This is a genomic window from Streptomyces sp. NPDC003011 (assembly GCF_053591515.1).
In genome coordinates this window covers 1-14,924 of record NZ_JBSFTY010000101.1, presented here as the reverse complement: position 1 = coordinate 14,924, position 14,924 = coordinate 1, and the positions used below count along the sequence as shown (strand labels likewise).

Here is a 14,924-nt window from a genome sequence, read left to right as displayed (position 1 = left end):
CGAGTGCAGTCGTCCGACGGCATCAGGATGTCCGAGGTGTTGGACGTCTTCGTGAGCGAGCTGCCGATCTCTACATGGCGCTACAACGACGAGCCGGGGTCCCCGCGCCACATCGGGCCGATGGCCCAGGACATGCATCGCCTCTTCCAGGTCGGCGACGGCAAGACGATTCCGGTCGTCGACTTCCTCGGACTTCTCGTCTGTTGCGTCAAGGAACTCGGTCACCGGGATCGGGAGCTGCGCGCGCGCATCAGCGAGTTGGAGACGATGTTGCGGGGCGGTGAAGCCGACGCCGACGGCGAGACCGCTGTCAGTGTTCGGTGGGAGGATCAGACCGGGTGACTTGCTCCTAGGCAGGGGCCGTGCTGCACGGAGAGGGGGAAGCGGTCTTGACAGGTACGTACGAGTGGCCGCGAGGGGCAAGCGGCGAAGACTCCGCAGCCCTGGAGGAATGGCTCTCCGAACGCGGCTGGGAGGTCGATCCGTCGGTATTCATGGCCGGCGCGCGGGGCCCCGCGGTTCAGGTGCGCCGGGTAGGTGCGGCCTGGCAGGACGGGGAGCCAGGTCTGCTGATCCTGCCGGGCGAGGTCGTGGAGTACGACGGCACCTGCATGCGTATCGCGCCCCACCAGCGCACCGCGACGATGGCGGAGCCGTAAGCACAGCGCTCCACATGCGTCCGGCCCCTCGACGTGGCGTCGAGGGGCCGGAGTTGGTAGCGGGGGCAGGATTTGAACCATGCGACCTCTGGGTTATGAGCCCAGCGAGCTACCGAGCTGCTCCACCCCGCGTCGGTGCCTACAAGGCTACGCCATGCGGGTCCACTGCACCGGGAATTACCCGCGCTGCGTGGGTTGTGAACGAGCGGAATGTCCCCTCAAGGAGCTCGGAGCACCAAGCCCCCGGTCCTGGGGCTAGGCTCCTGGTCATGCCCGAGCCCCACCGCGCACCGGCCCGCTCCGCCGCCGACCTAGGCGCGCGGCTCAGCTACCAGGCAGCCCGCCTCGACAGCACGCTCGACGCCCGAGAGCACCACACCGGCGACGGCGGCCCCGAGCACGACCACGGCCTGCACATCCTCGCCCGCCGCCTGCTGGCCGCCGTCGGTCAGCAGGCCACGCCCGGGCAGGCGCCGACGGCGAACGCCGTGGCCCAACTGGTGCTGGACGCCGAGCCGTTGCGCGAGGCCCTCGCCTTCCGCGAGGACGACGCCACGCGCCGCCGGGACACCGACTGGGAGCTGCACTCGCTGGCGTACATGCTGCTGACCACGATCGACCTCCTCAGCGCCGGCCACCCCGAGATCGACGCGCACGTCGACGCGGCGCTCCGCGAGCGCCAGCGGGCCAAGCCGTTCAGCGAGTCCGTCGCCGCCGTACTGGCCGACTGGCCGGCGGAGCAGCGCGCGCGATTCACCGGCGAACTCGCCGACCTGGGCGTGACGTTGCCGTCCGACGTGATTGGTGGGCTCCGGACGGATCCGGGCGCATGAGCGCTGCCGATGACGAGCTGCCCGACCTGGACTGGGAGCCCTTCGACGAGGCGCGGCCCCACGAAGAGACCGCACCTGTGCGGCAGTCGGGGGGCTGGCGCCGATCGAGCGTCGCCGACGGCGAGTTGTACGACCCCCGTAGGGAGGTGGAGCACCCGGGCAGTGAGGTGTTCTTCCCCCCGGTGCCCAACGGCCTGGACTACCTGGTCAGTGTGGTCGAGCATCTGGAATCCGGCGACGAACGGGTCAGCGCCCGAGACCTGAAGTACGCCGTCCTCCACCTGGCGGCCGGCGCCGAGGTGCTCTTGAAGGCCCGCCTCCAACTGGAGCACTGGACACTGGTCTTCAAGGACCCGGGGCAGGCCAAGCGGTCGGAGCTGGAGGACGGCACGCTGAAGAGCTGCAGCCCCGAGGAGACCGTGCAGCGCCTGAAGGACATCGCGGGGGCCTCCATCGGCGACAAGGACACCAGCGCGGTGTTGAAACTAGCGAAGCACCGCAACGCTCTGCAGCACTACGGGCTGATCGGGCCGGCCGCGAACGCCCGCGCGGTGGAGAGCCAGGCCGCCGAGGTCCTGGACTTCCTGATCCGCTTCCTCGACGAGGAGCTTCTGCCCGCCCTGCCGTGGGCTGAGATGAAGAGCACCGAGGCCGACATGGAGCGCATCCGCGGCGGCCTGTCGCGGATCCAGGGTTTCGTCAAGAAGCGCATGCAGCGGATACGCGCCGACCTGGAGCCGCTGCGTGACCGCACCGTGCAGTGCCCGGACTGCGACCAGTGGGCCCTGGTCCCCGAGCTGGACCACCGGGTGACCTGCCGGTTCTGCGGCACGTCCCAGCCGACGCACGACGGGGCGACGATGTACGCCGTGTTCGTACTGGGCCGCGACCCGACATCACCGGACCTGTTCGGGATCATGGCCGTGGAGTCATGCCCCGACTGCGAGGACGAAAGCCTGGTGGTGGGAGCGAAGACCGCCGCTGCTCCGGACGAGCCGGCGTTCTTCTGCTTCGGGTGCGCCCGGGTGGTTCCGGGGCTGGCGCACTGCAGCCGCTGCTACGTGCCGTTCCGCCCGCAGGAAGGCGAGACCGCCTGCAGCAACTGCCTGCGCGTTATCGCCTCATCGGATTGAAGAGTAGGGACCTGGACGTGACTGCGTACCGACATCACGGACGCTGCGCACACGGGCCCGCGGCGTGAGGAGACGCCTGGCGTCGATCACAGACCCGGCTCCTTCTCGTAGTCCGGGATGTCGTACCCCTGGTCGCGGAGCCACTGCCGTGTCACATGGGCCTTCTGCCTTGCCTCTTGGTGGCGCTCCACGTCTTTCAGCAGTGCCCCGGCATAGATCACCAGCTTTTCTGCGTCCTCTACCTCATCGAGGACGGCCCGGGCCGCTGCCTGGGCCGTTTCTGTATCAAGGCCACGCTGACTCTCCCAGAGATCCAGTCGGCCTTTGGCCTGTCTTGCTGCGGCACCCCGGTCCTCGGCGTCCTCCGACCCAACGGCGTCGATCGCCTTCTCGTTCGCCGCATCCATCTGCCGTGCGAGGTAAGCGGTGATGGTCTCCTGAGCCAGGTTCTCCCGGCGCTGCTCATCGTCCGTCATGTTCCTCCTCAGGGCTGCCCTTGCCCTTTCTCAGATCCCGGACTCGAACCACGTCGAACCTTCACCCCGTCTGGCATCACTCGTTCAGCTCAGCCGAGATGACTGGTGCCACCCTTTGTTCACCCCTGTGCGGGCGGCCGCACGGCTTGCAGGGCCGCCGCGGTGAGCCCAATGACGGCGCACAGGGCCCGGGGGTCGTCGCGCAGCCCGTACAAGGCATCGAGCGCACGTCGGCGGCCGTCGAGTCCGTCCTCGGCTCCGTCGAAGACGGTCTGGAGGGCGGCGCGGGCCCGGGTGGTGGCTGCGACCTGTTCTTCGACGTCGGTCATCGCGTCGGCGGGTGCGATGCCGAGCGTGTGTGTGAGGGCGCTGGCAGCCTCGAGAGTGGTCAGCGCGTCGGGGGTATCGGGGAGGAGCTGGTTCAGATCGACCGCGCCGGCGGCCGTTCGTACCGCGGCGGGGGCGTCGGGGTCGACGATGGCCAGGAGGCACATCTGCGCGATGTGCGTGATGCAGTGGATGCCGAACTCCTCCGCGTGCGAGAGGAGGATCGGCAGGCCTGCGGTGAGGTCCGCGTCCGGCATGAGTTGGGCTTCGGTGTACGCGGCTGCGCGGCGGCTGACGACGTCCCAGTACAAGTTCCTAGTCATACTCCGCTTTCGTGGTCGTTGCGGTGGTGGGCCCTGAGCTGGCGGTGGCAAGGCGTCGCCGTCACGCTGGGGACTTCTTCGCATCGGGGAGTGCCGCGAGCGGGGACCGGCGCCCCTTGGGGGTGTTACGGACGGCGTCCCAGTCGATGGATCGGCGGCGAGCCAGCCGGTCGAGGTCTCCTTGCCGGTAGAGCAGGACGAGGTCCTTCCAGTGCGACCGGGCGGTGTCCGCATGGGACAGGAGCCCGGCGCGCACCAGATGGGCGAAGTCGGCTTCCCGGATGCCGAGGATCGCCGCAGCTGCGTCCCGCGTGTGGAGCTGGCCAGCGGCGGAAGCACGGGCCACGGTACGGCGGTCCATGCCGCGCTCGAGCGCGAGGCCGCAGTAGAGATCGTGGCCTTTATGCGAGCCCACCACGGGCAGGTGGCCACGGCGGCCGAGTTCGGCGGCCGTTCCGGGGTGCACGGTCAGGTGGAACCGTGTGGCGAGGTGCTCCTCGGCTCGGGTCGCGCCGACGTCGGGCATCTCGCCGACGGCCCCCCGGATGGCGTCGACGTGGGCTACAGCGTCGTCGAAGACGGCTGCCGACCAGCGGTCACCGGGAAGGTCGGGGCCGGGGATGAGGCCGAGGCGCTGGGCGCGCTCGAACTGGGGGACGGTCAGGCCCGCGCGGTCGGGGAACTGGAAGGGGCCGTACGACTGAGGCCGGGCGGTGCTCATCGTGCCTCCAGGTATGCGCCCTCGTACGGGTCCGCGGCGTCGTACCCGTCCTCCTCGGCTTCGGCGGCCCAGCGTGCCTCGTCCTGCGCGTCCAGGACGTACTCCAGGTCCCTGCCGTAGTCGTCGTCCGCCGGGTCGTAGCCCTCGTACGCCATGTCCGCCTCGTAGGCGGCCTGCTGTTCGGCCTCCCAGTCGGCGCGTTGGGCCGGGGTCAGGCCCGCCAGCCATGCTTCGTACTCGGCCGTCTCGGCCGCGCTTCGGGCGTCGACGTAGCCCTGCCAGATGTGGGAGGCCAGGTGGGGTTCCGGCGAGCACCAGCTCCAGGTGCCGGGGTGGCCGGCTTCGCGGGCGCACCGGCCTCCGTCGATCGGATGGGCCAGGCCGTTGCACCGGACGACGAGCTCTTTCGAGGGCTGAAGATGTGCCGCGGCGTGGGGTGCTCGGCGTAGTTCGGCGAGGACGTCGGGGAAGCGCCGTCCGCTGGCGCGGGCGATCTCCCGGGCCTGATGTTTGAGGTGGTCGCTGCCTGACTTGGTCACGTCGTCTCCACAGCGGGACCCCACGCTTCCCGCCGGACGTCGCGTGAACAGGGAACGCAGCCGGACGGAACAGGTCTTGATGTGGTGCTCTGCGCGGGACCCTGGAGCGGTCCTTGTCCGGCGGCGCTGCCCCGGCGGCGTGGGCGCGGGGCGGCAGCGGAAACGGCGGTTCGCGGCATGCCGTGTGTTCGCAACAACAGTACCGGCTGGCACTGACAATGGGAGGCCGCAGCCGACGGGCTGGGCCACGACCGATGGGAGTGGGGAGTGGCGAGCAAGGCGCAGACGGCGTGGGACGCGCTGAACGAGCGTCAGAAGCTGTACATGACGGTGCTGTACGACGCCGACCAGGCGATCGAGGCCGATCGGGCGCGGGATGCTGCGGCGAAGTACTACGACGACACGCCAGCGGATGTGTGGCGGTGGATCGACGTGGTCACCCCGGGCTCGAAGTTGACGGCGGTTCAGCGACGGCTCGCCCTGCACGACGTCCGCGACGATGGCGCCGGGTCCACGCTGCAGGCGCTCCAGCGGTACGGGTTGATCGAGGTCCGCGAGGAGAGCAAGGAGGGGCCCCGCGGGAAGACGAAGACGGTGTCGGTGAAACTGACCCGGGCCGGCCGGGCCGCGGTACGGACCGGGACCAAGGAGCCGGGCCGACGCCGGCGGGGTGAACTATCCCAGTACGCGTGGGAGCGGCTGATCAGACTGTGGCGGGCCGACCCGCGCACGGTGGCCATCTGGGGCGACAACACGCGCAAGGCTCTCGTCGAGCGGCCGGACCCGCCGTACGCCGAGCGCGAGGGCCACTTCGGCGACTACCGGATCACCGAGGCGGGACGGGAGCACTACCGGAAGCTCTGGGCTCGGTACGCCGAGCTGTACCCGGACGTCGCCGCCCCGAACCCGGACGAGAACGCTGCCGACCCGTGGCCGGCCGAGCTCGTCACGACGCTGCGCTCCCTGGAATCCGCCGTCAGCCAGGCGGGGACGGACCAGTGGGTGGCGCACCGGCGCCGAGCGGCGGCCCTCAAGGACACCCAGGCGCCCCTCCGGGTGGACCAGAAGGGCGAGCACGGCACCGAATGGCACGCCCTCCTTGTTGCCCAGGCACAGGCCCGCGTGGAGCTGGCGGAGCGGCACGAAGCGCAGGCCACGGCCGCCCTGGAGACAGGGATCCGGGCATACGCGCACGCTGTGCTGCGCGCCTACACCGCGTCGGTGGAGAACGACCTGTTCGACGCCGCCCTGGTGGACGCGGTCACGACGGCCGCCGACGCCGGACGCGGCGGCGCGCCGGTCGAGGCGCCGGTCAAGTGCGGTCTGCCGCGCGTCGACCGGGCGGTGCAGACCGCGTACGCCGAGGCGATGGGGACCCGGAAGCGGCGCCGCGCGCTGCCCAAGCAGATGCTCCCCGGCCCCTCGTCCCTCACCGGGAGCCAGCCGGAGCCCCTGCCGAAGGAGATCACCGGGCTGAGCGACCTGGCGGGGACGGTGGCGTCGTACATCGCCGACGGGGCGCTGCGCCGGGAGCTCTACCCCCCGGCCACAGCGGAGACCGCGGAGGCGGGCTGACGGGGTCGCACAACCACCTTGGAACTTGGCTGCCTACGCGGGTTCGCCGTACTCGGCGACGTACGCGGCGTAGTTCGCCGCGAGGACGGCCCGGCCAGCCTCTGCGGTGAGGTGGTCGATCGAGGCGACGGCCTGGACCTGCCGGTCCCCGATGGTGGAGGTGATCAGCTCGATCCGGCGGGCAAGTTCGGCGACGACACTGGGAGCCGACTCGACCAGCAGCTTCCCGTCCCGCCACGAGAACCGCGGCGCACGGCCGATACCGGTGCTGCGGACCTTCGTCGCCAGGAAGGCCGCGTGGCTGTACTGGAGAGCAGGGTCCTCGGTCAGCAGCAGGTAGACCCGCTCGGTGTCGCCGCCGTAGCCGACGAGGCCGGTGCACGGCTTGATCGGTCCGTCCGTGTCACGGGCCGTCACCTCATAGACCCTGCACTCCGTACACCGGAACAGATCTGTCATCTGCTCGTACTCGAATTCGTGGCCGCCAAATCCGTCGTTGCTGGTGCTGGCGGTCGTACCTGCGGCGGCACGGTCGGCCCCTGGCGTACGCAGGGTCTCCAGGGCGGCGGTGTACGACATGCCAGTCTTCTCGGCCAGGGCGCGGGCGCGGCCGGAGAGACTGTTGCTGGTGTTCTTCTTCTTGGTCACGACAGCGAACTCCCGGGCAGGACACCCACGCCACCCGCCACCAGTTCGTCCGGTCGAAGCAGGGCAGAGGTCAACCTCACGGGCCCTTACCGGCATTGGGGCCGGTGCCGATCTCCTGGCCGGCGAGCCTTCGACCGTTCGTGCCGTCGCTGCGTGGGAGCGGTCGGCGGGTCTGCGCGATGCGTGTCCAGCGCTGAGACCAGCCTAGTGGGCGGTACTGACACCGGAGCTGCAACACGGGCATGCCGACGGTGGACTCCGGCGCGTACAGTCCCGCTGACCTGTCGCCCGCCCGTCATTCTCCATCGTGGGCCCGTCGTTCCTCCTCGGCCATCATCTGCATGTGGCCGTCTGCCTCCTTCCACTCCTTGGTGGCGTCGGGCAGCTTCTCGCCGCGCAGGGTCGCGCCGAGGCAGGCCATCGCGTCCTGGTGCGCCGCGTACGCCACCGCGCGTGAACTGCCGAGACGTGTCTCGTACAACAGTCGCGAGTCGTGGGCTCCCCAGATCAGCAGATCAAGCGAAGCGGTGAGGCGCGTACGCAGTGCCTCGCTGCGGAACGCCATGAGGGCGACCTCCGCCGTGCCGAGCTTCGAGAGGAGGTAATCCGGCCAGTGTTCGAAGTCGTCGGGCGCCGGCCCGGGCCCGACATCGGTGTTCCGGTAGATCGAGCGCACGTCCAACAACGCGGCGGTGATCGTCGCCGCCGCCTCCTTCTCCTCGGCGCGCTGGCGGGCCTGCTTCGTGTCTGACAGAACACGCCAAGCGACCATTGAGGTCAGGCTGCCGCCCAGTACCGCTCCGACTCCACCCAGGAGAGGTGCGAGCCAGACAGGGGTGCTGCTCGTGGTGGTCTGCTGAGCAGCAGCGGTGATCCATTCCACCGAGGGTGCCTCCTCATACCGGGTGCGGCTGTCCCGCTGCGGCGCCCAGGCTACGCCGCCAGGATGCTCTTCCGGACCTGGAATCTGACGGCCTCAACGGCGCGGTACGGCGGCGACGGAGTCGTGGAACTGCAGGAACACGCAGCCGGGTGACTGGGCCCTACGGCGTACCCGGCCCCACGCGAAGGTTGGCGGGCACGGCAGGGGAGCCCCTGTGGCGTTAGAGTCGGCAGGTCGCCTTTCCAGCCCGGGAGTTGTTGTGGAATACCACCTCAAGCGCGGGCAGGTGTATGCGCCGTGCGGGCAGTGCCAGGGGCCGACTCGCTACGTACGTATCGTTCGGCCCGGCGGCCGGCGTGTGCTAATCGCGGACGCCGCCACAGGCCGTCGCGAGCGCGAGGTCGACGTCAACCGGCTGCACCAGTTCCCCACCCGGAACGGGCTTGTGCGCCGTACCGGGTACGCGCTCGCGGAGACCCACGAGTGGCTGCAGAACCTGACGGACCGGGCGCTGCGCGCGTATCCGTACACCATCTCGGGATCGGCGATCCACCAGGACGTACACCGCGGGGGCTTCCTGCGACTGGAGCCGGAGCCTGCTGTGGAGGCGGTACGGATCCTGGTGGCCACGCTGGAGGCCGCGAACTGGACGGTGGAGCCGTCCGCGACCGCAGGCGACGAACTGCGCGTGCGGTACGCCGGGCAGCACCGGTGCCCGTCGATGCACGCGATCCCGTCCGAGGGACGCCAGTACTGCACACGAGGGCGCGGTCACAGCGACGAGCACCAGGACGACGAGACGCTATACATGTGGACGGACGACACACCTCAGCCGGCGCCGTGGTGGCTGCCCAGACAGAGCGCACCGGTCGGCGTCTGACCGTCTCTACCTGCGCTCGCCAGCGGCGGCGATCACCGTCTGGGTGAAGTCGTGACACTCCTGGTCGGTGAGGGTGAAGGCCACGGTGGGGCCGTTCTCGGCGAGCTGCGGCATGGCGGGAATGCCCAACTCGAGCAGGCGTCGGGCGGCCTTGGGTTCGCACCGGAGGGTGAACATGCCCTCGGGGTGCTGGCCCCATTGGGCGCCCGTGTACCGGATGCCCGCGCGGCGCTCCAGTGCCAGGAGGAGCCGGTTGCTCGCGGCCTGCCGGTCGGCCTCGACTATCCGGCCGTCGATGATGGCCTCCTGCCGGGCAGTGATGGCCGCCCAGTCCGGCTCGATCGGCGCGAGCTTCGGCTCGACCCACTGGCAGCGGATGCCTCGGGTCCAGCGCAGGCGGCTGTCGCAGTCGGCGACCTTGAGGGACAAGCGGGCCTCGGCGGACAGCGCTTCGGTGAAACGGGCGCCGGTGCGTGCGTGGAGCATGTCGTGGATGGCCGGGCTGCTGACGTACAGGGCGAGGGTGCAGCCGTCGGCGTGTGCGTCCAGGCCCTCCAGATGGAGGTTCAGCACCAGGCGGTTCATCGCCGGGTCGGAACGCCGGCGGGCGGCGGCCTGCTCTTTGACGGTGGCCCAGGCGGCCGTGACGTTGGCCGCGAGCACCTGGCAGGTGACGTCGACGGCGTCGGGGTGGCTGGACTCGTCATCGGGAAGGTGCCACCGCACGGCGCTGTCGGTGAAGGGCATCAGGCGGTGCGGCGGAACGGTGTCGAGCACGAGTCCTGTCCTCCGTGAGCGTTGGTGAGCCGGGACCATCGTATGGAGGTCACGCGGCGGGTTCCTCGCTCTGGACGCGGGCTTGCAGTTCGGCGGCCGCGGTGTCGAGTGCGGCATGCAGCTCTGGCAGGAGGGTGAGCGCGTCGGCCACGGCCTGCGGCGTGGCCGCTGTGTCGGCCTGGACGGCGCTGAACGCTTCCAGCGGTGTCATGGTGCGCAGTCGGTGCGTCCACGCTCCGGAGGCGCGTGGGGATACGTACCGCTCGGTCAGCCGCTCGAGCGGGGACAGTTCGACCGGCTGGCCGGCATCGGCGGCGGCCCGGCGAAGGAAGGGCGCCAGGCCCCTTTCTTGCACGAGCTTGCAGAGGTCGTAGTCCTGCGCCCAGTTGCGGCCGTGGTCACCGTTGGCTTCCGTGAGGATCGCCGTGACCAGAGCGCTCTCACGGTCGTCCCGCGGCTGCGGCTTGGAGACCGTCCGCCAGAGTTCTTCGACGGCACTGGGGGTGATGTACGGGCGGTCGCGGAAGTCGAGCGTGGTGGCGGAGTCCATCGCCATCCGGATGGCGCCGAGCGTCACGGTCTGCTGGGAGAGCGTCCGCCGGTACAGCAGGCCCTCGGTGACCTCCCGATCGGCCTTGCGGGCGGCGCGCCGCACCTGTTCCACGGTCGGGCCGTCGATCCAGCGATAGGTCCATTCCCGGCGCCCGTCGTCGTACTCGGCCTCGATGGCCTCGCCCCGGCTCCAGTCGAGTCGGTGCCGCTCGTTCAGTTCGCCGGCGATGCGGTTCAGACGAGTGGAGCGGTTCTTCGGAGCGGCCATGCCCCGCAGCGTAATCGCCGAGGGCCGGTCATCGGGACGGGCCGGAAGGATATGCTCGCGACACGCGGCTGGGCACGTCCGCCGTTCGCCGAAGGGGGACCAGCCCACGCCGGGCCCCTGGTAGTAGGCCAAGATGTCCGTCGACTCATCGTGCGCGTGTTCGCCATGTCCGCTCTTCGGTGCGGTGTGCGCGTGGGGCATGCCGTGCGCTTGGGGAGTGAGACCCGTTGTCGAAGGAGCCACGCCGCGCCCGTCAGGTGCGTCGCCGCGCGATCGAGGCGAAGAGAGCAGAGCTCGGCGTCAGCCACACAACCGCCCTTCGGCTCGTCGAAGCTGAGCAGGCCGTTGCGCAGGAGCCCACCCGGAGCAAGGTCCCGAGCAACGACGTGCTGCCGGGTGGTCCGCCCTGGAGGCCGGACCTGGAGAAAATCAAGGCACACGGCGAGGACCCGGAGATCTGGGCCCGGATCCTGTGCCTGGAGTGCGGCTGCCGCGTAGCGGGAGCCTGTGACCTGTGCCCCGGCTGCTACTGCTTCAACGACCAGTGCGACGGACTTCGGCACAAGCAGCAGGACCTGATCAACGTGCAGGCGTTCGTCGTCAACGCCTGGGTGCCGGCAGACCTCGGTCGGCGCGAGTTCGCGGAGCAGCTCGCCGGGGCCGTCCGTACCTTGGTCCGCGCGGACACGGGCGAGCGGTACCCCGGCAGGGCGGAGGTGTTCCAGTCCGTCTACCCGGGCCAGACGTACCCCAGCCTCCCCGAGGGGACCCGGCACGCCGCCGTCCTGGTCGACACATGGGTGCTGCGGGACTGGGAGGTCGACGGGGAGGTCGAGGCGGTCTCCGACGACATCGCGAACGCACTCGAAGGCTTCGTCCGTGAGCACTATCCGGCCGCGTGGGGGCCGGTGGCCCATCCCGCGGAGGACAAGGACGCGGAACGCATCGTCCAGGACCGGGAGTTCGTCGTCTTCACCCAGGACCCGGACCCGATGCTGCTGCCCGGCGGATGGGAGGACCACGTAGCCCGCCTGACAGCGCTCCCGGAGGGTGACGAGGCGGCCACCCCGCCGTTGGACGAGCTGCCGACCCGTGTGGTCGACGACCGCGATCAGGGCTGGCACCGAACCTCGCACGATGACGCGATGTACCGCGCCGACTTCGGCGAACGTCGCGGTCTCACGCTGCTGTCGTACGCCCAACTCGCCGCGCGGCGGGGCCCGCTGCGCCCCGTCGTGCCGCCGACCCCGGAAGACGACGCCGCGGTGACCGGGGCGCTGCGGCTGGCCGGCCGGAAGGCCGCCGCCACGGTGCTGGTGGCCGCCTACCGGGTCGCGAAGCAGTACAACACTGACGCCGGACGGAGCGTCTCCCGGCTGTACGCGGGTCGGGAGGGATCCAACGAGAGCCACGGCCTGCGGGTACTGGCCTGGGAGGTGGGCTGTGACCTCGCCGACCGGCCGGGCCGGTACCACGAAGCCGCGGCGGAGACGATCGCCGCGGTCCTCGTACGCTGGACCAGCTCGGAGGACACCTTCACGGAGGTGGCGGAGAACCTGCTGTACCTGTTCGCGGAGGTCGCCGATGCAGACGGCGGCTGGGAGAAGGTCGCCGATCGGTATCTTCAGCCGGGCGCCCGAGTCGGGCACCCCGCACACATCATCGAGCGAGTACGCCTGTTCCTGATGGGCAAGTCCGCCACCAGGTTCAGTTCCTAGGCCGGGAGGAGCGCGGAACATGACGGAGTGGTCGCCCATCGGAGGCACCCTGGTGAGCAGTGCGGCAGGCCGCTCCTGGAGGGAGGAAGCGGCCTGCTGGCTGCTCGCCGAGTCCGGACCGGGTAGCAGCCACTGGCCGGACCGTCTCCAGGACGCGGGCCTGCTGTCCTGGGAGGACCAGGAAACCGAGGACTGGGACCTGGCCTTCGTACGGTGGGCGGCCTTGGCCGAGGTCCTGGGATACAAGGACCACGACCCGGTCGACGGGCTGCACGGGACGGATAACGAGTGGGCCATGCTGCGTTTCGCGTGCGCCCTGATGACGGGCAAGGGCGGTGACTGGGCCGCGGACCTTCCGGGCCTGGACCACGCGAACCGCCGAATCCTTCTCGGCGCCCTCGCCTGGGCGGCAGGGGGTGAGAAGGCGGCCTACCCCTACATGCTCCCCGCCGCCGAAGCGCCCGTCGTACAGCCTTCGCCCGCTGAAGGCCGGCATCTGCGCCCGGTGGACTGACCGCCCGGCGCGAGCGGCGGCCTACAGCCCGTCGGCTTTCGTGGGATCCAGCCCGGGATCGGCACCCAGGGTGTGCGTGTGGAACACGGCCGCGGAGACCAACTCCTCGTACAGCGCACGCGCACCGCTGGAGGTGACGTTGCCGCGGAGCGCCGCCAGCATGTCCAAGGGCATCCCGGCGGGCTGGAACTCCTCCGGCATGCCCGGCCAACGGCTGTCCAGGGCGCCGCCGACCGCACGGAACGCATCGGTGACGACGTGCTGGTCCTCGTCGTCGAGCGACCACGGCCGGCGGGCGGTGACCACGACCAGGGCGGCGATGTGGCGCCAGCCGGGCGGCGCGGCGTCAGGCCGGGCCAGCAATCCCTCCGGCAGGACGAACACGTCCGCCCGCGCGGGGTACGCGGTGTCGTCGCGGTGCAGGGTGTGGATGGCCCGGGCGACCAGGGCCGCGAAGAGCTGCTCCATCGTGGAATCGCCGACCAGGTGCGGGTCCGGTTCGGTAGGGATGGACGAGTCCAGCACGAACGCGGTCGACGCGACGGTCTCCTCGGTCTCATCGAGGAGTTCCGCCGCGGCGAGGGCCCGGTGGGCGCCCACCGGGTTGCTGCTGTGGCCGGTGGCCCAGCTGGCGTACGGCGCGGCGTTGCGCCGGGTCCACGGGTCGCTGATGCCGTACCAGCCGTGCTCGTCGACGATCCCGCCGAGGACGTACGCCAGGTTCTCGGCGACCTCGACCACGGTCGGCCCGGTCACCCACCGGGTGAGGATCGGCGCGATGACCGCGAGCGCCGCCGGATCCGTGGACGTCCTCGGCACGCGGGGGCCGACGTCCAGGGTCATCTGCAGCACGATCACGGACTCAGCGGAACCGGGGCGGCCGGCAACCAGGTCCTTCGGCCGGCCGGTGGCCTCCTCGGCGGCGGTCGCGGCAGCGTGCAGGGCGGCGATGAGGGTGGACAGCGCGCGCGGTCCGGCCTCCACCAGGGCCCGGCGGATGCTCGGGAAGTCGCCGTCGGCGGGGACGTCGATGTGCCGGACGGGCGCACCTTGGGTGACGATCTCCTCGTACGTGCGGGACTCGCTGTAGTGCAGGCTGCGGGTGCCGTAGGCGTTGGTCTGCCCGGATTTCAGGTACCAGCTCTCGCCGTGGGCGTCGACCAGGCGGACGGGGTACTGGCTGGCCTGCCCTGTGGTGTCGACCTTGCGGACGGCTTGAGCGCGGCGGGCGCCGGTGCGTTCCATCTCGGTCTTGGCGGCCCGGTCGCGGGCGCGGTTCTTGGACATAGGTCCATCACTCCATGCCGGTACGCCCCACGCGCGTACCGCTCATGAGCGGACGCTGGTCACTCGCACGATGTGTCAGAGACAACCTGTCCGGATACCGGGATCTGGCGTGGGCTCTCGATCCCCTCACGGATGCCGACGGTCGTGCGCCGCCAAAGCCGACTATATGCCCCGGCCGGGCTGAACGTGCCGCCCCTTAGTACGCGCCGCATCAGACCCCCGGGAGTTCGTCCTGGTCGATCGTGAACCGGGCGGGTGTCTCCGCACTGTGCAGCCCCTGTCGGCAGCGCCGTCCGCGCCCCCAGCGACGGGACACCGAGTTGGTCAGCGGCGTTTTGCAGTCCAGGCACTCCACCAGGGGGCGTTGCCGGGTCACGGGGATGGGCAACTGCGTCTGGTCGTCGGAGAGCCGGGCGCTCACGGTTTCGCTGCCTCGCGCTTGGAGACCTGGTCGTTCCAGTCGACCCATCCGCATACCGCGTCGTGCAGTGCGTCAAGGGCGGCGGTCACGGCCGGGGGAACGTCGGTCCGCTGAAGGTTCTTGATCGCGTGGTGCCAGTCGCCGACGTCTTCAAGGAGGGCACCTGCGATCTGCCTGGCGGGGTTCTCGGCGAACGACACGACGGACGCGTCGGGATCGCCCATGGAGCACAGGAACATCCATGGCGTGTGGACGGCTGGGTGCGGCGTGAAGTCCGCGGTGGTCATTGCTGGTCCTAGGGCCTGTGTGATGTCGTGATCAATCAGTCGCCTTCAGCAGGTCGTTGATCCAGATCATGGAGGCGCGGAGATAGAGGCCGGCGAGGTAGCT

19 protein-coding genes and 1 tRNA gene are annotated in these 14,924 nt (G+C 70.3%); 8 read left to right on the top strand and 12 right to left on the bottom strand.

Annotation, left to right across the window (positions count from 1 at the left end; translation table 11 throughout):
* Positions 1 to 3: 3 nt before the first annotated feature.
* Together ACWD0J_RS35545 and ACWD0J_RS35540 are read left to right on the top strand one after the other, a co-directional pair.
* Positions 4 to 342, top strand: coding sequence for a tail fiber domain-containing protein (locus ACWD0J_RS35545; protein WP_451499992.1), 339 nt, complete (start codon positions 4 to 6; stop codon positions 340 to 342).
* Positions 343 to 389: 47 nt separating this feature from the next.
* Positions 390 to 659: a hypothetical protein gene (locus tag ACWD0J_RS35540; protein WP_451499991.1), complete on the top strand. Its 270-nt coding sequence runs from the start codon at positions 390 to 392 to the stop codon at positions 657 to 659.
* Positions 660 to 713: 54 nt separating this feature from the next.
* Here ACWD0J_RS35540 and ACWD0J_RS35535 read toward each other — a convergent pair.
* Positions 714 to 791: transfer RNA gene (locus tag ACWD0J_RS35535), tRNA-Met, on the bottom strand.
* A 137-nt stretch (positions 792 to 928) separates the two neighbouring features.
* Between ACWD0J_RS35535 and ACWD0J_RS35530 the strand changes: the two genes are divergently transcribed.
* Complete coding sequence (locus ACWD0J_RS35530) at positions 929 to 1,492, top strand: hypothetical protein (protein WP_451499990.1); 564 nt, start codon at positions 929 to 931, stop codon at positions 1,490 to 1,492.
* Positions 1,489 to 2,625, top strand: coding sequence for a hypothetical protein (locus tag ACWD0J_RS35525; protein ID WP_451499989.1), 1,137 nt, complete (start codon positions 1,489 to 1,491; stop codon positions 2,623 to 2,625). The genes ACWD0J_RS35530 and ACWD0J_RS35525 overlap by 4 nt, the downstream gene beginning before the upstream one ends.
* An 86-nt stretch (positions 2,626 to 2,711) precedes the next feature.
* On the opposite strand, the gene ACWD0J_RS35520 is transcribed toward ACWD0J_RS35525, so the two are convergent.
* The 4 genes from ACWD0J_RS35520 to ACWD0J_RS35505 all read right to left on the bottom strand — a co-directional run bounded on the left by ACWD0J_RS35520 (position 2,712) and on the right by ACWD0J_RS35505 (position 5,011).
* Positions 2,712 to 3,101, bottom strand: coding sequence for a hypothetical protein (locus ACWD0J_RS35520; RefSeq protein WP_451499988.1), 390 nt, complete (start codon positions 3,099 to 3,101; stop codon positions 2,712 to 2,714).
* A 119-nt stretch (positions 3,102 to 3,220) separates the two neighbouring features.
* Complete coding sequence (locus ACWD0J_RS35515; protein ID WP_451499987.1) at positions 3,221 to 3,751, bottom strand: hypothetical protein; 531 nt, start codon at positions 3,749 to 3,751, stop codon at positions 3,221 to 3,223.
* Between the two features lie 61 nt (positions 3,752 to 3,812).
* Positions 3,813 to 4,472: a hypothetical protein gene (locus tag ACWD0J_RS35510; protein WP_451499986.1), complete on the bottom strand. Its 660-nt coding sequence runs from the start codon at positions 4,470 to 4,472 to the stop codon at positions 3,813 to 3,815.
* Complete coding sequence (locus ACWD0J_RS35505) at positions 4,469 to 5,011, bottom strand: hypothetical protein (RefSeq protein WP_451499985.1); 543 nt, start codon at positions 5,009 to 5,011, stop codon at positions 4,469 to 4,471. The genes ACWD0J_RS35510 and ACWD0J_RS35505 overlap by 4 nt, the downstream gene beginning before the upstream one ends.
* Positions 5,012 to 5,278: 267 nt before the next feature.
* On the opposite strand from ACWD0J_RS35505, the gene ACWD0J_RS35500 reads away from it, so the two are divergent.
* Positions 5,279 to 6,586 (top strand): hypothetical protein, encoded by a 1,308-nt coding sequence (locus ACWD0J_RS35500; protein ID WP_451499984.1) that lies wholly within the window; start codon positions 5,279 to 5,281, stop codon positions 6,584 to 6,586.
* A gap of 33 nt (positions 6,587 to 6,619) precedes the next feature.
* Here ACWD0J_RS35500 and ACWD0J_RS35495 read toward each other — a convergent pair whose 3' ends face one another.
* Together ACWD0J_RS35495 and ACWD0J_RS35490 are read right to left on the bottom strand one after the other, a co-directional pair.
* The gene (locus ACWD0J_RS35495; RefSeq protein WP_451499983.1) at positions 6,620 to 7,234 is read right to left on the bottom strand and encodes a hypothetical protein; all 615 of its coding nucleotides are present in this window, start codon (positions 7,232 to 7,234) and stop codon (positions 6,620 to 6,622) included.
* Positions 7,235 to 7,529: 295 nt separating this feature from the next.
* Positions 7,530 to 8,117, bottom strand: coding sequence for a hypothetical protein (locus tag ACWD0J_RS35490; protein WP_451499982.1), 588 nt, complete (start codon positions 8,115 to 8,117; stop codon positions 7,530 to 7,532).
* Positions 8,118 to 8,475: 358 nt separating this feature from the next.
* On the opposite strand from ACWD0J_RS35490, the gene ACWD0J_RS35485 reads away from it, so the two are divergent.
* Positions 8,476 to 8,997 (top strand): hypothetical protein, encoded by a 522-nt coding sequence (locus tag ACWD0J_RS35485; RefSeq protein WP_451499981.1) that lies wholly within the window; start codon positions 8,476 to 8,478, stop codon positions 8,995 to 8,997.
* Between the two features lie 6 nt (positions 8,998 to 9,003).
* Here ACWD0J_RS35485 and ACWD0J_RS35480 read toward each other — a convergent pair whose 3' ends face one another.
* Positions 9,004 to 9,774: a hypothetical protein gene (locus ACWD0J_RS35480; protein WP_451499980.1), complete on the bottom strand. Its 771-nt coding sequence runs from the start codon at positions 9,772 to 9,774 to the stop codon at positions 9,004 to 9,006.
* 49 nt (positions 9,775 to 9,823) lie between these two features.
* Positions 9,824 to 10,594, bottom strand: coding sequence for a hypothetical protein (locus ACWD0J_RS35475; protein WP_451499979.1), 771 nt, complete (start codon positions 10,592 to 10,594; stop codon positions 9,824 to 9,826).
* Between the two features lie 227 nt (positions 10,595 to 10,821).
* On the opposite strand from ACWD0J_RS35475, the gene ACWD0J_RS35470 reads away from it, so the two are divergent.
* Together ACWD0J_RS35470 and ACWD0J_RS35465 are read left to right on the top strand one after the other, a co-directional pair.
* The gene (locus tag ACWD0J_RS35470) at positions 10,822 to 12,312 is read left to right on the top strand and encodes a hypothetical protein (protein ID WP_451499978.1); all 1,491 of its coding nucleotides are present in this window, start codon (positions 10,822 to 10,824) and stop codon (positions 12,310 to 12,312) included.
* Positions 12,313 to 12,331: 19 nt separating this feature from the next.
* Positions 12,332 to 12,826 carry a hypothetical protein gene (locus ACWD0J_RS35465; RefSeq protein WP_451499977.1) on the top strand — a complete coding sequence of 165 codons (495 nt, stop codon included), beginning with the start codon at positions 12,332 to 12,334 and terminating at the stop codon, positions 12,824 to 12,826.
* A 21-nt stretch (positions 12,827 to 12,847) separates the two neighbouring features.
* On the opposite strand, the gene ACWD0J_RS35460 is transcribed toward ACWD0J_RS35465, so the two are convergent.
* The 3 genes from ACWD0J_RS35460 to ACWD0J_RS35450 form a co-directional block, all read right to left on the bottom strand.
* Positions 12,848 to 14,113, bottom strand: a complete 1,266-nt coding sequence (locus ACWD0J_RS35460) for a hypothetical protein (RefSeq protein WP_451499976.1) — start codon at positions 14,111 to 14,113, stop codon at positions 12,848 to 12,850.
* A 211-nt stretch (positions 14,114 to 14,324) separates the two neighbouring features.
* Positions 14,325 to 14,534, bottom strand: a complete 210-nt coding sequence (locus ACWD0J_RS35455; RefSeq protein ID WP_451499975.1) for a hypothetical protein — start codon at positions 14,532 to 14,534, stop codon at positions 14,325 to 14,327.
* A complete protein-coding gene (locus ACWD0J_RS35450) occupies positions 14,531 to 14,821 on the bottom strand; it encodes a hypothetical protein (protein WP_451499974.1) in 291 nt (96 codons plus the stop codon). Before ACWD0J_RS35450 ends, ACWD0J_RS35455 begins: the two co-directional genes overlap by 4 nt.
* Positions 14,822 to 14,924 lie beyond the last annotated feature (103 nt).